This is a genomic window from Chromobacterium sp. FG89 (genome assembly GCF_057808735.1).
In genome coordinates this window covers 299,760-312,808 of sequence record NZ_JBMDIQ010000001.1, presented here as the reverse complement: position 1 = coordinate 312,808, position 13,049 = coordinate 299,760, and the positions used below count along the sequence as shown (strand labels likewise).

Sequence of the window (13,049 nt, the reverse complement as noted above, 5' to 3'; positions counted from 1 at the left end):
GCTAAATCCCGCCATGCCGGTTGTCCTGCGGCGTGGCACAACGACATGTCGATGACGGCGCGGCGGCGCGGCCGGAACATGGGCGCATCGTCACGACCGACACCTGACAGAGGACCGCAACCCATGGCAAGCAAGAGCCGGAAATTCCGCGTCGCCACCGAAGGCGCCACCACCGACGGCCGCAAAATCGAACGCGTCTGGATTGAGCAGATGGCCGCGAACTACAACCCGAAAAAATACGGCGCCCGCGTCAACCTGGAACACGTCAAAGGCATCTCGCCGGACAGCCAGTTCAAGCGCTACGGAGACGTGCTGGCGCTGAGCTCCGACAAGGTGGAAGACGGCAAGCTCGGGCTGTTCGCCGTCATCGACCCCACCGACGATTTGATCGCGCTGAACAAGGCGCGACAGAAAGTTTACACCTCCATCGAGGTGAACCCCGAGTTCTCCGATACCGGCGAGGCCTATCTGGTGGGCCTGGCCGTCACCGACGACCCCGCCAGCCTGGGCTGCGAAATGCTGCAATTCAGTGCCACAGCGAGCAGAAGCCCGCTGGCCGGCCGCAAGCTCAGCCCTAGCAATCTGTTCACCGAAGCCATCGAATTCACCCTGGAGCTGGAAGACGACCACCCCGGCGCCGTCGAGGGCTTCGCCAACAAGATCAAGGCCATGTTCAGCAGCAACCGCAAGGCGGTGGACAGCGGTTTCAGCGAGCTGCAGCAGGCCATCGAAACCATCGCCGACAGCCAACAGCAAGTGCTCAAACAGACGGAAGGCTTCAGCCAGCTGGAAGACCAGCACAAGACGCTGCAGGCCGAGCACAAGACCCTGGCCGGCGATTTCGCCGAACTGAAGCAGCAATTGAGCGCGCAGCCGGCCGGCTTCGTCCGCCAGCCCACTGCCGGCGGCAAAGACCGCATCGCGACCGATTGCTGAGCAATCGACGGCCGAACCCAAGCCCACTACCCCGGAGCCTCACACTATGCGCAAAGAAACCCGCGAGCAGTTCAAGCACTATCTGAACGACATCGCCCGCCTGAACGGCATCGAAGTCGGCGACGTCGTCAGCAAATTCAACGTCGAACCCAGCGTCCAGCAAAAGCTGGAAACCCGGGTGCAGGAATCCAGCGAGTTCCTGGGCAAGATCAACCTCTACCCGGTGCAAGAGCAATCCGGCGATACCGTAGGCCTGGGCGTGTCCGGCCCCATCGCCGGCACTCAGAACACCGACGAGGGAGAACGCGAAACTCGCGACGTGGCGCAGCTGGACGAAGACGGCTACCGCTGCGAGCAGATCAACTACGACACCCACATCAAATACAAGATGCTGGACGCCTGGGCCAAATTCCCGGACTTCGCCCCTCGACTCAGCGGCGCCATCATCCAGCGCATCGCGCTGGACCGCATCATGATGGGCTTCAACGGCGTCAAACGCGCCCGTACCAGCAACCGCGTTCAATACCCGCTGCTGCAGGATGTCGCCGTCGGCTGGCTGCAGAAAATCCGCGAGCGCGCGCCCGGCCGCTACCTGAAGGAAGGCAAGAAAGAAGCCGGCAAGATGAAGATCGGCAAGGGTGGCGACTTCAACAACCTGGACGCGATGGTGTTCGCCGCGGTCAATGAGCTGATCGACCCCTGGCACCAGAACGACACCCAGTTGGTGGCCATCAGCGGCCGCCGGCTGATGTCGGACAAGCTGTTCCCGCTGGTCAACGGCAACTACGACCCGATGAACCAGAAAGCCGCCCAGGATCTGATCGTCAGCCAGCGTCGCATCGGCAATCTGCAAGCGGTGCAAGTGCCCTACTTCCCGCCCAACGCCATGCTGATCACCCGCCTGGACAACCTGTCGGTGTACTGGCAGGAAGGCACCAACCGCCGTAGCGTCATCGACAACCCCAAGCGCGACCGCATCGAAACCTACCAGTCCAGCAATGACGACTTCGTCATCGAGGACTACGGCTGCTGCGCCTTCATCGAAAACATCGAGCTGCTGCCGGAGTCCGCCGCATGAACTTGTTCCGCGAGCACTTCCAGCGCGAAGCCGCGCGGCGGGAGTCGGGCGAGGACGACTTCGGCGGCATGGCCAACGCCAGCGGCTACCAGCTGATGCTGGCCAAGCTGGCCGACGACCGGCGCCGGCTCAAGCAAATCCAGTCCATCGAGCGCAAGGGCGAGGTCAAGCGCGAGCTGCTGCCGGATTACGCGCCCTGGGTCGACGGCGTGCTGCAGGCCGACGCCGGCGGTCGCGACGACGTCGTCGTCACGGTGATGATCTGGCGCATCGACGCCGGCGACTACCCGGGCGCGCTCGACATCGCCGACTACGCAATGCGCCATGACCTCTATGTGCCGGACCGCTTCGAACGCACGCTGGGCACCATCGTCGCCGAAGAACTCTCCGACGCCGCCAAACGTCTGCGCGACGCCAAAGAGCACGGCTTTGATGTCGGCCTGCTGGCGCGCGCCATGGCCATGACCGCCCATGCCGACATGCCGGATCAGGTGCGCGCCAAGCTGCATTGCGAGCTGGGCTTCGCGCTGGCGGACAGCAACCCGGAACAGGCGCTGGAGCAGTTGCGCCGCGCGCTGCAGTTGCACAACGGCATCGGCGTCAAGAAAGCCATCGAAGGGCTGGAACGCAAGCTGAAGAACACGTCAACGCCCCCGGGCTGAGGCACACCGAGCGACCCCGCGCGACTGACGGCAGGGGGTGGACGCCGGGCGCAAGCCCACAGCCGAAGCCCCCTCCACCGTCACACCAAGGACAGCCATGATCATCCCCTCCACCGCCGCCCCGGCCGCCGACAGCCCGCTGGCCCAGCCCATCCGCCCCGGCGCGTTCTGGCCGGAGCTAGACCCGGCCCACGCGCGCGCCGTCATGCGCCTGGACGGCACCGTCACCGATGAACGGCTGCGCCATGAACTGGTGGTCGCCATCGCCAGCGTCAACAGCGAGCTGACCGAGTGGCGCCAACGCCAACAGGCCGCCGGCGTCCAGCGGCTGGCCGACGTGGCCGGCGAGGACATCGACGGCGAGCCGGTCAACCTGACCCACTGGCGCCGCGCCATCTACGCCACCGCCGCCGCCGCGCTGAACGAACGCTATCGCAGCTTCGACAGCACCGCCGAAGGCCGGCGCCGCGCCGAAGAGCTGGACCTGGCCGCCGACGACCTGCGGCGCGACGCGCGCTGGGCCATCAGCGACATCCAGAGCAAGGGCCGCGCCACCGTGGATCTGATCTGATGCGCACCGTTCGCGCCCAGCAGCATGACAGCGTCGACGCCATCGTCTGGCGGCACTACGGCAAAACCGCCGGTGTGGTGGAGGCCATCCTGGCCAGCAATCCCGGCCTGGCCGAGCACGGCCCGACCCTGCCCATGGGCCTGGCGGTGCAACTGCCGGAGCTGGACGCCTCCGACGCCGAACCCGTCAAAACCTTAATCAACCTGTGGGACTAAATATGGCCGAACCCATCAGCACCACCACCACCGCCGGCGCGCTCGCCACCGCCGCGCTGCTGACCCTGATTCCCGGCGTCGACGCCGCCGTCGTGCTCGGCGCGTTCGCCGGCGGCGCCGTCTTCGTCATCAGCTCCAGAGACATCAGCGTCGGCAAAAAAGCAGTCTTCTTCGTGCTCAGCTTTGTGGCCGGCCTCATCGCCGCCCGCGGCGTCGCCACCTTCGTTGACTGGCTGCTGCCGGAACCGGTGGAAGTCAGCAACGGCGTGGGCGCGCTGATCGCCTCCGCCCTCGCCGTCAAAGCGCTGCTGAGCCTGATCAGCGCCGCCGACAGTCCGGAGTTTTTCCAAAAGCTGCGCCTGACCAAGGGGAAAGAGAAATGACCCTGCCCATCGCTACCGCCCTGGTTTGCCTGCTGATCGCCGCCCGCCTGCTGCTGTTCGCCCGCGGCGGCGCCGTGCACCGGCCGCGCGCCGGCCTGTTCGCCTACCTGCTGGCCGTCGCCGCCGGCAGCGTCGGCGTATTCGAGCTGTTCGGCCTGGACAGCCGCCTGCCGCAGCTGGCGCTGAACTTGGCCTTGCTGCTGGCGTTGCTGGCGGTGCGCGGCAATGTGGTGGAGCTGTTCCGCACCACCGACAACCGCCAGTCCTGGCTCGCCATCCTGTTGCGCAAAGAAAAATGGATTTGAAGGAGGAAACCGCCATGCCCAGCCGTCGCATTGAAGACCTGCACCCGGCGCTGCAGCCGCTATGCCGCCAGTTCCTGGAACACTGCCAGGCCGCCGGCCTCGACATCCTGATCACCTGCACCTGGCGCAGCGGCCAAGAGCAAGACCAGCTCTATGCCCAAGGCCGCACCGCGCCCGGCGCCAAAGTCACCAAGGCCCGCGCCGGCCAGTCCGCCCACAACGCCATGTTGGCCGGCAAGCCGGCGGCGCGCGCCTTCGACATCGTGCCCAAGGTGAACGGCAAACCGGAATGGAACGCCGCCCACCCGCATTGGCAGATCGCCGGCCGCATCGGCATGGAGCTGGGCCTCAACTGGTACGGCCGCCCCGGCGCGCCGTTCCGCGAGTTTCCCCACTTCGAGCTGCCGAAGGAACGCTGATGCTCGCCGACATCGTCAAGCGCTACGCCGCCACCCTGGCCCTGCTCGCCGCGCTGCTCGGCGGGCTCGGCCTGTGGCTGCAAGCCCGCGTTATCCAGCAGCAGCAAGCGGCGGCACGGGAGCGGATCGCCGCCTATGCCCAACTGGAAGCCGCCCACCGCCAGCAGACCGCGCAACTGCGCCAGCAAGAACAGGACGCCCGCGCCCAGGCTGCCGCCGTGCGCCAGCTGGCTGAGCGCCTGGAAGCCCTCGCCCGCAAACACGCCGCCAACGCGGCCAAACTGGAGAACGCCCTTAATGCCACCCCGGAAAATATTGCTTGGGGCGATGTGGTTATCCCTGCTGACATTGCCCGCCTGCTCGACTACGCCGCCGCCGGCGCCCACGGTGCTGAGCAGTCCGCGCTGCGCGCCGCTGACCCGCTGCCAGCTGCCGCCGACGGCACCGGCCAACAACCGCCAGCTGGCCCAGGCGCTGCAACTGCAGCGGCAGGCGCTTGAAGTCTGCGCCGCCAAAGTCAACGCCACCCTCGAATGCCAAGACCATGACTGACTTTTACGACCGCGCCCAGGCGCTGGAACAGCTGCAGCGCGACGCCGCCATCGATGCCCACTTTGCCGGCGCCCGCGCCGCCGGCGACAGCCTCAGCCACTGCGAGGATTGCGGCGAACCGATACCGGCCGCGCGCCAGCGCATCGTCCCCGGCTGCACCCGCTGCGTGCCCTGCCAGCAATGGGCGGAACGATGAACAAGCCGCACGCCCTGCGCGCGGCGCTGGAAGCCGCGCTGCCCGAACTGCGTCACAACCCGGACCGGCTGACCATGTGGACCGAGGACGGCCAGCTGGCCACCCGGCCCGGCGCGCTGCATTTCACCCTGCACTACACCCTGAAGCTGGTCGTCATCGAATACGGCCGCGGCATCGAATCCATCCTGCTGCCGCTGCTGGACTGGATCGCCGTCAACGAGCCGCCGCTGCAGCAAAACCCGGACGCGCGCGCCGACGGCCTCAGCTACCGCAGTGAAATCATCAGCCACAGCGCCGAGGACATCGAAATCACCCTCAAGCTGAGCGAGCGCGTCAAGGCGGTCAAAGACGCCGCCGGCGGCTTCGCCTTCGAATACCTGGGCGAGCCGGAAGACCCGCCGGGTATGTTCTGATGGCCGACGCCCTCGCCCAGCTGGACAGCAAGCTGTCCGGCCTGCTCGCCCAGCTCGGCCCCGCTCAGCGCCGCGCGCTGGCGCGCCAGATCGTCACCCGCCTGCGCGCCAGCCAGCAACAGCGCATCCGTCTGCAGCAAAACCCGGACGGCAGCGGCTTTGAAGCCCGCCGGCCACAGCTGCGCAAGAAAAAGGGCGCCCTCCGCCGGCAGATGTTCGCCAAGCTGCGCCTGGCGCGCTTCCTCAAGACCCAGGCCGGCCCGGCCGGCGGCGCGGTGGAATTCATCGGCCAGGTCCAGCGCATCGCCCGCGTGCACCAACTCGGCCTGCGCGACCGCGTCAGCCGCCAGCGCGGCGTGATGGCGCAATACCCGGCGCGCGAGCTGCTGGGCTTCAGCAATGCCGATATCGATGCGATACAAGGCCAGATTGTCGACCACCTGGCCGTCTAGGTTGTCGCAAGGCCCGGCACAACAGCCGCCGCGCCACAGCGGCCGGCGGCACATGCACACTGGCGCCATGGACCAAATCGACCTGCTCACCCGCCTGGAAAACCTGCTGCGCACCGGCACCGTCGCCGCCGTGCAGGCCAAGCCGCCACGCGTCCGCATCCGCTCCGGCGGCCTGCTGACCGGCTGGCTGGCCTGGCTGCACGCGCGCGCCGGCGGCACCCGCGATTGGGACCCGCCGACACCCGGCGAACAATGCCTGATCCTGAGCCCGTCCGGCGAAACCACCGCCGGCCTGGTGCTGCTGGGCCTCAATGCCGACGACGCGCCGCCGCCCAGCGCCGACACCGGCGAATGGGTTCGCGTGTTCCCGGACGGCGCCCGCCTCGCCTACCACCACGGCCGCGGCGCGCTCAGCGTGTCCGGCATCCAGACCGCCACCGTCCAGGCTGCGGTGCGCTGCGTCATCGACTGCCCGGAAACCGAAACCAGCGGCAACCTGACCGTGGGCGGCAATCTGCTGGTCAAGGGCGCCACCACCAGCGAAGGCCTGCTCAGCTATCAAGCCGGCCTGGCCGGCACCGGCGGCGGCGCCGGCACCGCCATCAGCGGCGACATCACCCACAGCGGCGGCCAGCTCAGCAGCAACGGCGTGGTGCTGGACAGCCACACCCACCCCGACGCCCACGGCGGCAACACCGGAGGCCCGCAATGAACTACCTCGGACTCAACGCCAACACCGGCCGCGCCATCATCGACGATGCGCAGCTGCGGCAATGCGTACAAAAAGTGCTGACCACGCCGCTGTATCAGCGCGTGCAGCGCCGGCTGTTCGGCAGCCAGTTGCCGGAACTGGTGGACGCGCCGCTCAACGGCAAAACCCGGATGCAATGCCTGGCCGCCACCGTGATGGCGCTGGCGCGTCATGAGCCACGCATTGAGCTGCAGCGGGTGGGCATGCGCATCGGCGCCGGCAGTCAGGCCGGCGCGCTGGCCATCGACATCGAAGCGCGGCGCCGCGATGGACCGTCCACCGGCCAGGCGCTCAATCTCTCGGTGGGCCTGCGATGATAGACCTGACCCAGCTGCCGCCGCCGGACGTGATCGAAGCGCTGGACTTCGAAACCCTGTTCCAAAGCCGCAAGGCCAGGCTGCTGGCGGCCGCGCCGGCGGAGCTGCGCGCCGGCCTCGCCGCCGCGCTGCAATTGGACAGCGAACCGCTGACCATGCTGCTGCAGGAGTTCGCCTTCACCGAGCTGCTGCTGCGCCAGCGCGTCAACGAAGCCGCGCTCGCCAGCCTGCTGGCCTACGCCGCCGGAGCCGACCTTGACAACCGCGCCGCCGACTACGGCGTACAACGGCTGCTGCTGCGGCCGGCCGATCCGGACGCCGAGCCGCCGACGCCGGCGGAATGGGAAGAAGACAGCGCGCTGCGCCGGCGCTGCCAGATGGCGCTGGAAGGCCTCAGCGTGGCCGGCCCGGCCGGCGCCTACAAATTCCACGCCCTCAGCGCCAACGGCCAGGTGCTGGACGCCAGCGTCGAAGGCCCGAACAGTCCCTTGCCTATGCCGCCGGAGCCCGGCACCGTGCGCGTGTTCGTGATGGACCGTCGCGGCGACGGCGTGCCCGACGCCGCGCTGCTGTCCGCCGTCGCCGCGGCGCTCAACGACGAAGCCGTGCGGCCGATCTGCGACACCGTCGAAGTGCGGCCAGCCGAGCCCTTGGCCTTTGCCGTGGAAGCCGCCATCGAATGGGAGCCCGGCGGCCGGGCCGCCAGCGGCGGGCTGGACGGCGCCAGACTAAGGCTGGCCCGCCTGCTGGAATCGCGCCGCCGGCTGGGCGCCGCCGTCGCGCGTTCGGCCATTGACGCCGCGCTACATGTCGCCGGCGTACGCCGCGTGCTGCTCACCGCGCCGACGGCCGACGTGCTGTGCTCGCTGCGCCAATTCCCCACGGCCGAGGAGATTGCCCTTCATGACTAGCCGCTTGCTGCCATCCAATCGCACCCCGCTGGAAGCCGCCATCGCCGATTGCTGCGCGCCGGATCTCGACCCATCGCCGATACGCGGCATCGCCGACAGCGCCCGCTGTCCGATAGCGCTGCTGCCGCTGCTGGCCTGGGAACGCAGCATCGACAACTTCGACGCCGCCGCCAGCGAGGCGCGCCAGCGCGCCGTGATCCGCTCCTCCGTCGCCGTGCATCGCCGCAAGGGCACCGTCGCCGCGGTGCGCCAGTTGTTCCGGGATCTCGGCCTGGGCGAAGTCGACATTGAGCAAGGCCGCAGCGGCTACCGGCGCAACGGCAGCCGCCGGCGCGAAGCCTACAACCGACGCGGGACGCGCGGCGCGCATTGGGCCGAATACCGCGTCATCTGTTACAGCCTGCTGACCAACCAACAAGCCAGGACCGCGCGCGCGCTGCTGGACGACATCGCCGCCGGCCGCTGCCGGCTGGTGGCGCTGGACTTCAGCCGCGCGGCGCTGACGCGCAACGGCTACGGCCGGCGCGACGGCGCGTTCTCCCGCGGCCTGGCGTGATGAGAGAGGAACACAATGGGATATCTGAACGATAAGGAAGTCTGGGACCGCGTCCCCTATTTTGCCGAAGACGCGGTGCTGACCGGCGGGCCGGACTGCCCGGACAACATCCCGATTCAAGCGCTGACAAACCGGACGGCCCTGCTTAAGAAGCGGCTGGACGACGCCGTGGCCGGCGCGCTGGCCATCGAGTACGCCAACAGGCTGAGCACGGCGCGCAAAATCGGAATGAGCGGCGACGGTAGTTGGTCTGTGCAGTTCGACGGCGGCGGCAACGTCAGCGCGGCGCTGACGCTGGCGGACTCCGGTGTGGAGGCCGGCGCGTACCCGGTGATCACGGTGGACAAGAAGGGCCGCGCCACGGCCGGCCGCGCGCTGCAGTCGGCGGACTTGCCGATCAATGCCGCGCTGCCGGGCGAGCCCACGGTAAAAACGCCTCCGGCCGGCGCCAGCGACAAGCGCATCGTCAACGCCGAATTCGTCGCCGGCGCGCTGGCGGCGCTGGTGGGATCAGCGCCGGCAGTGCTGGACACGCTGAACGAGCTGGCCGCGGCCTTGGGCAACGACCCGAACTTCGCCACCACCATGACAAGCGCGCTGGCGGGTAAAGCGCCCAAGGCAACAACGTTGGCCGGATATGGCATCGTCGATGGCGCGACCAAAACCGATGTCAATCACGCCGCCCCAGCCGGCGCTGTCGCATTCTTCGCCATGTCGGCTGAGCCGGTTGGCTGGCTGAGAGCGGACGGCGCCGTGGTCAGCCGGACTGTCTATTCGGCGTTGTTCGCTGCAATTGGAACCCGATTCGGGGCCGGCGACGGCGCGAGTACGTTCAAGCTTCCGGATCTGCGGGGCGAGTTCGTGCGTGGGTGGGACGATGGCGGCGGCGGGGTAGATAGCAGCGATGGAACGCGGGCATTGGGATCGCTTCAAAAAGCAACGGCAATCGCTAACTACACGCACTCAGATTCAACAATCGTTGGAGCGTCAACAGGAATCCAATCACCGATTGCGTTTCCGGATAGTGCGGGGCCTGTGCTGGCTACGGCTAACGCCGCCTATTACCTGACCGCTGTGAGCGCGTCGAATGGGGGGGCGGGGTATTCAGGCATGTCAAACGTTCGCCCGCGCAACATCGCGCTGCTCGCCTGCATCAAATTCTGAGGGTTCACAATGATTACGATCTACCACTATCACCCCGTCACGGGTGAATACCTGTCAACCGGCACCGCCAACGCGTCGCCGCTCGAGCCCGGTGTATGGCTACTCCCCGCCCATGCCTCCAAGGCCAAGCCGCCGGTCACCGCAGAGAGAGAAATTGCGCTGTTCCGCGACGGTGCTTGGGTCGTGGAGCAAGATTGGCGCGGAATAGAACTCTGGAGTAAAGCGACGGCGGCACGAGTTCAGGCGCAATTGGGCAACAGCCCGGACAGCCTCAATGCAACTGAACTGGAGCCGCCGCCCTTCGCTGTCTGGTCCGGCGATGGCTGGAGCGTCGACGCCAACGCCCAGCGCGCGGCCCAAGCCGCGGCCGTGGATATCGAAACCGCCAGTCGACGAGCGGCGGCGGACGCCGCCATCACCCCGCTGGAAGATGCGGTGGAGCTGGGCATGGCCACGGCGGATGAACTGGCCGCGCTCAAAGCCTGGAAGCGCTGCCGCGTGCTGTTGTCGCGGGTACCGCAACAAGCCGGCTATCCTGCGACAGTAGACTGGCCGCCGGCGCCTTGAGCGGCGCGAAACGCAAAAAGCCCGGCCAATTGCCGGGCTGTTTCATTGAGATGATGGGAATTAACGCTGGCCCAGCCTGCCGGCTTCAAACCGTAGCGCCGCCGCGCAGCTGGCAGTGAAAAAATAGATGGACGGATCGGCATGACTGGCCGCCAGCGTTTCGCCTAGCCGGCTCAGACAGGTGGTCAAGTTTTCCAGCGTGTCCTGGCAAGTGTCCCCGATCAGGGGGTTTAATTGTTGTGGAGTCGTCACTGCGCCTAGAGTCATTTTTAACCTCGCTTGCTTAATGTACTGCAACGACGATTGTGAAGACTCGACTCCCGCGCGTTAATCGGCGGAAACGCCGGTGTCCCGCATAGTCTCCGCGAAATAGACATGGCGGATGATTTTTCTAACGGTGATTTTGCCCTCGTCAGAATGGCCCACGCCTAGTTTTCTCCCAATGTTTTCAATGTGATTCCGCACGGTTCGCTCGCTAATGCCCAAAGCTTCCGCCGCTTGCCGATTGCTACAACCAGCAGCTACCGCCTCAAGAACCTGAATTTCCCTATCCGTCAATTGACCTAAAGCATGGGCTTTTTTTTGCTCCCGCGCCGCGGCCTCGCCCAGCAAGCGCCGCAAACCCGCCGCCATGCCGCCGACCAGATGGGGCGGAATCTCAAGATGAGCGACGCCGGACAGATGCCGCAACAACGTGCGAATCTCGCGGTCTCCCGCCGCCGCCAAATAATGCTGGAGCAAGCCGGCGACGTCTGGCGGCATCCTAAAACATTCTAATTCAGACCATCGGCCCGTCACTCTAAGTTGTCCGGGCCGCTGGCACAACGCAGCGCAGTCGCATCGACCCGCCGCCTGCGCCACCATGCCGGAAACCCCGCATGGAGAAGCCCGCATGGCCACTGATTACCATCACGGCGTCCGCGTCCTTGAAATCGACGAAGGCAGCCGCCCCATCCGCACCATCGCCACCGCCGTTATCGGCATGGTCTGCACCTCCGACGACGCCGACCCGGTCGCGTTCCCGGAAGACGTGCCGGTGCTGATCACCGATATTGACCGCGCCATCGGCAAGGCCGGCGTCAAGGGCACGCTGGCGCCCAGCCTGGCCGGCATCGCCGACCAGTGCAAGCCGGTGCTCATCGTCGTGCGCATCAAGCCCGGCAAGACCGCAGAAGAAACCACCACCAAGGTGATCGGCACCACCACCCCGGACGGCCGCAAGACCGGCATCAAAGCCTTGCTGAACAGCAAAGCCCGCTTTGCCCTGTCGCCACGCATTCTCGGCGCGCCCGGCCTGGACAGCCAGCCGGTGGCGGCGGCGCTGGCCGCGCTGGCACAACAGACCCGCGCCTTCGCCTACCTGTCCGCCTACGGTTGCAAAACCATGGAAGACGCGGTGGCCTACCGCAAAAACTTCGGCCAGCGCGAGGCGATGCTGATCTGGCCGGACTTCATCGCCAGGGACGGCGCCGCCAATAAAGAGGCCGCCGCCTACGCCACCGCTCGCGCGCTGGGCCTGCGAGCCTTCATCGACGAAACCGTCGGCTGGCACAAGACCTTGTCCAATGTGCCGGTGCAGGGCGTCACCGGCATCAGCGCTGACGTCTACTTCGATCTGCAAGGCACCGCCACCGACGCCGACTACCTGAACAGCAATGAAGTCACCACCCTGATCAACCAGAACGGCTACCGCTTCTGGGGCTCGCGCACCTGCAGCGCAGACCCCTTGTATGCCTTCGAAAGCTACACCCGCACCGCCCAAGTGCTGGCCGACACCTTCGCCGAGGCGCAATTCTGGGCCGTCGACAAGCCGCTGACACCGGGCCTGGCGCGCGACATCATCGAAAGCCTCAAGGCCAAGGGCCGCAGTCTGGTCAACCAAGGCTATCTGCTCGGCTTCGACTGCTGGTTCGACGCCAAGGTCAACGACAAGGACAGCCTCAAGGCCGGCAAGCTGGCCATCGACTACGACTACACCCCGGTGCCGCCGGCGGAAAACATCACCTTGCGCCAGCGCATCACCGATCACTACCTGATGGACTTCGCCAGCCAGGTCAACGCATAAGGACACGCCCCCATGTCAGGCATCGCACTGCCGCGCGCGCTGCGCAAATTCAATGTCTTCATCGACGGCGTCGGCTTCATCGGCCAGGCGCTGGAAGTCAAGCTGCCCAAGGTCTCAATGGAAACCGAAAAGTACCGCGGCGCCGGCATGATCGGCTCGGTCGCGCTGCTCAAGGGCCTGGGCGACCTGGAGATGGAGCAGACCTATAACGGACCCATCCGCGAAATCGTCGCCACCTTCGGCGCCGAAAACCACGACGCCGCCCAGATCCGCTTCATGGGCAGCTACGCCAAGGAAGACGACGCCAGCGCCCAGGCGGTGGAAGTCGTCGTCCGCGGCCGCCACAACGAACTGGACATGGGCGACGCCAAGGCCAAGGAAAACGGCTCGTTCAAGGTCAAGTCCGATCTCAGCTATTACAAGCTGATCGTCGACGGCGAGGAGTGGCTGGAAGTGGACGTCGTCAACGACGTGTTCAAAGTGTTTGGCCAAGACCGCCAGGCCCAGCACCGCGCCAACGTCGGTCTGTAAAACCC

General features: G+C 66.7%; 21 protein-coding genes. 20 read left to right on the top strand and 1 reads right to left on the bottom strand.

From position 1 onward, the window contains the following. Nucleotides 1-123: 123 nt before the first annotated feature. The 18 genes from ACODRW_RS01560 (at nucleotide 124) to ACODRW_RS01475 (ending at nucleotide 10,448) form a co-directional block, all read left to right on the top strand. A complete protein-coding gene (locus tag ACODRW_RS01560) occupies nucleotides 124-936 on the top strand; it encodes a GPO family capsid scaffolding protein (RefSeq protein ID WP_488905038.1) in 813 nt (270 codons plus the stop codon). A gap of 46 nt (nucleotides 937-982) precedes the next feature. Next, nucleotides 983-2,014, top strand: coding sequence for a phage major capsid protein, P2 family (locus ACODRW_RS01555; RefSeq protein WP_488905037.1), 1,032 nt, complete (start codon nucleotides 983-985; stop codon nucleotides 2,012-2,014). Further along, a complete protein-coding gene (gene gpM / locus ACODRW_RS01550) occupies nucleotides 2,011-2,676 on the top strand; it encodes a phage terminase small subunit (RefSeq protein ID WP_488905036.1) in 666 nt (221 codons plus the stop codon). Before ACODRW_RS01555 ends, gpM begins: the two co-directional genes overlap by 4 nt. 97 nt (nucleotides 2,677-2,773) lie before the next feature. Next, nucleotides 2,774-3,247 (top strand): head completion/stabilization protein, encoded by a 474-nt coding sequence (locus tag ACODRW_RS01545; RefSeq protein ID WP_488905035.1) that lies wholly within the window; start codon nucleotides 2,774-2,776, stop codon nucleotides 3,245-3,247. Further along, nucleotides 3,247-3,462 carry a tail protein X gene (locus ACODRW_RS01540; protein ID WP_488905034.1) on the top strand — a complete coding sequence of 72 codons (216 nt, stop codon included), beginning with the start codon at nucleotides 3,247-3,249 and terminating at the stop codon, nucleotides 3,460-3,462. The genes ACODRW_RS01545 and ACODRW_RS01540 overlap by 1 nt, the downstream gene beginning before the upstream one ends. Before the next feature lie 2 nt (nucleotides 3,463-3,464). Next, complete coding sequence (locus ACODRW_RS01535) at nucleotides 3,465-3,845, top strand: putative holin (RefSeq protein WP_488905033.1); 381 nt, start codon at nucleotides 3,465-3,467, stop codon at nucleotides 3,843-3,845. After that, a complete protein-coding gene (locus tag ACODRW_RS01530) occupies nucleotides 3,842-4,150 on the top strand; it encodes a phage holin family protein (protein ID WP_486635658.1) in 309 nt (102 codons plus the stop codon). The genes ACODRW_RS01535 and ACODRW_RS01530 overlap by 4 nt, the downstream gene beginning before the upstream one ends. A gap of 14 nt (nucleotides 4,151-4,164) precedes the next feature. Next, nucleotides 4,165-4,569 carry a M15 family metallopeptidase gene (locus ACODRW_RS01525; RefSeq protein ID WP_488905032.1) on the top strand — a complete coding sequence of 135 codons (405 nt, stop codon included), beginning with the start codon at nucleotides 4,165-4,167 and terminating at the stop codon, nucleotides 4,567-4,569. A gap of 135 nt (nucleotides 4,570-4,704) precedes the next feature. Next, the gene (gene lysC, locus ACODRW_RS01520) at nucleotides 4,705-5,121 is read left to right on the top strand and encodes an Rz1-like lysis system protein LysC (protein WP_488905031.1); all 417 of its coding nucleotides are present in this window, start codon (nucleotides 4,705-4,707) and stop codon (nucleotides 5,119-5,121) included. Beyond that, the gene (locus ACODRW_RS01515; protein ID WP_043591235.1) at nucleotides 5,114-5,317 is read left to right on the top strand and encodes a TraR/DksA family transcriptional regulator; all 204 of its coding nucleotides are present in this window, start codon (nucleotides 5,114-5,116) and stop codon (nucleotides 5,315-5,317) included. Before lysC ends, ACODRW_RS01515 begins: the two co-directional genes overlap by 8 nt. Further along, on the top strand, nucleotides 5,314-5,730 hold the full coding sequence (locus ACODRW_RS01510) for a phage tail protein (RefSeq protein ID WP_488905030.1): 417 nt from the start codon (nucleotides 5,314-5,316) through the stop codon (nucleotides 5,728-5,730). The genes ACODRW_RS01515 and ACODRW_RS01510 overlap by 4 nt, the downstream gene beginning before the upstream one ends. Continuing rightward, nucleotides 5,730-6,182: a phage virion morphogenesis protein gene (locus ACODRW_RS01505; protein ID WP_488905029.1), complete on the top strand. Its 453-nt coding sequence runs from the start codon at nucleotides 5,730-5,732 to the stop codon at nucleotides 6,180-6,182. Before ACODRW_RS01510 ends, ACODRW_RS01505 begins: the two co-directional genes overlap by 1 nt. A gap of 67 nt (nucleotides 6,183-6,249) precedes the next feature. Next, nucleotides 6,250-6,894, top strand: coding sequence for a phage baseplate assembly protein V (locus tag ACODRW_RS01500; RefSeq protein ID WP_488905028.1), 645 nt, complete (start codon nucleotides 6,250-6,252; stop codon nucleotides 6,892-6,894). Continuing rightward, the gene (locus tag ACODRW_RS01495) at nucleotides 6,891-7,250 is read left to right on the top strand and encodes a GPW/gp25 family protein (protein WP_488905027.1); all 360 of its coding nucleotides are present in this window, start codon (nucleotides 6,891-6,893) and stop codon (nucleotides 7,248-7,250) included. Before ACODRW_RS01500 ends, ACODRW_RS01495 begins: the two co-directional genes overlap by 4 nt. Next, a complete protein-coding gene (locus ACODRW_RS01490) occupies nucleotides 7,247-8,161 on the top strand; it encodes a baseplate assembly protein (protein WP_235086754.1) in 915 nt (304 codons plus the stop codon). The genes ACODRW_RS01495 and ACODRW_RS01490 overlap by 4 nt, the downstream gene beginning before the upstream one ends. Then, nucleotides 8,154-8,717 carry a phage tail protein I gene (locus tag ACODRW_RS01485; protein WP_488905026.1) on the top strand — a complete coding sequence of 188 codons (564 nt, stop codon included), beginning with the start codon at nucleotides 8,154-8,156 and terminating at the stop codon, nucleotides 8,715-8,717. Before ACODRW_RS01490 ends, ACODRW_RS01485 begins: the two co-directional genes overlap by 8 nt. 15 nt (nucleotides 8,718-8,732) lie before the next feature. Then, entirely contained in the window at nucleotides 8,733-9,881 is a 1,149-nt protein-coding gene (locus tag ACODRW_RS01480) for a phage tail protein (protein WP_488905025.1), read from the top strand. 9 nt (nucleotides 9,882-9,890) lie between these two features. Continuing rightward, the gene (locus ACODRW_RS01475) at nucleotides 9,891-10,448 is read left to right on the top strand and encodes a tail fiber assembly protein (RefSeq protein ID WP_488905024.1); all 558 of its coding nucleotides are present in this window, start codon (nucleotides 9,891-9,893) and stop codon (nucleotides 10,446-10,448) included. A 327-nt stretch (nucleotides 10,449-10,775) separates the two neighbouring features. Here ACODRW_RS01475 and ACODRW_RS01470 read toward each other — a convergent pair whose 3' ends face one another. Beyond that, a complete protein-coding gene (locus ACODRW_RS01470) occupies nucleotides 10,776-11,210 on the bottom strand; it encodes a LuxR C-terminal-related transcriptional regulator (protein ID WP_488905023.1) in 435 nt (144 codons plus the stop codon). Between the two features lie 130 nt (nucleotides 11,211-11,340). On the opposite strand from ACODRW_RS01470, the gene ACODRW_RS01465 reads away from it, so the two are divergent. Together ACODRW_RS01465 and ACODRW_RS01460 are read left to right on the top strand one after the other, a co-directional pair. After that, the gene (locus ACODRW_RS01465; RefSeq protein WP_488905022.1) at nucleotides 11,341-12,513 is read left to right on the top strand and encodes a phage tail sheath protein; all 1,173 of its coding nucleotides are present in this window, start codon (nucleotides 11,341-11,343) and stop codon (nucleotides 12,511-12,513) included. A gap of 12 nt (nucleotides 12,514-12,525) precedes the next feature. Next, on the top strand, nucleotides 12,526-13,044 hold the full coding sequence (locus tag ACODRW_RS01460; protein ID WP_488905021.1) for a phage major tail tube protein: 519 nt from the start codon (nucleotides 12,526-12,528) through the stop codon (nucleotides 13,042-13,044). Nucleotides 13,045-13,049: the final 5 nt, after the last annotated feature.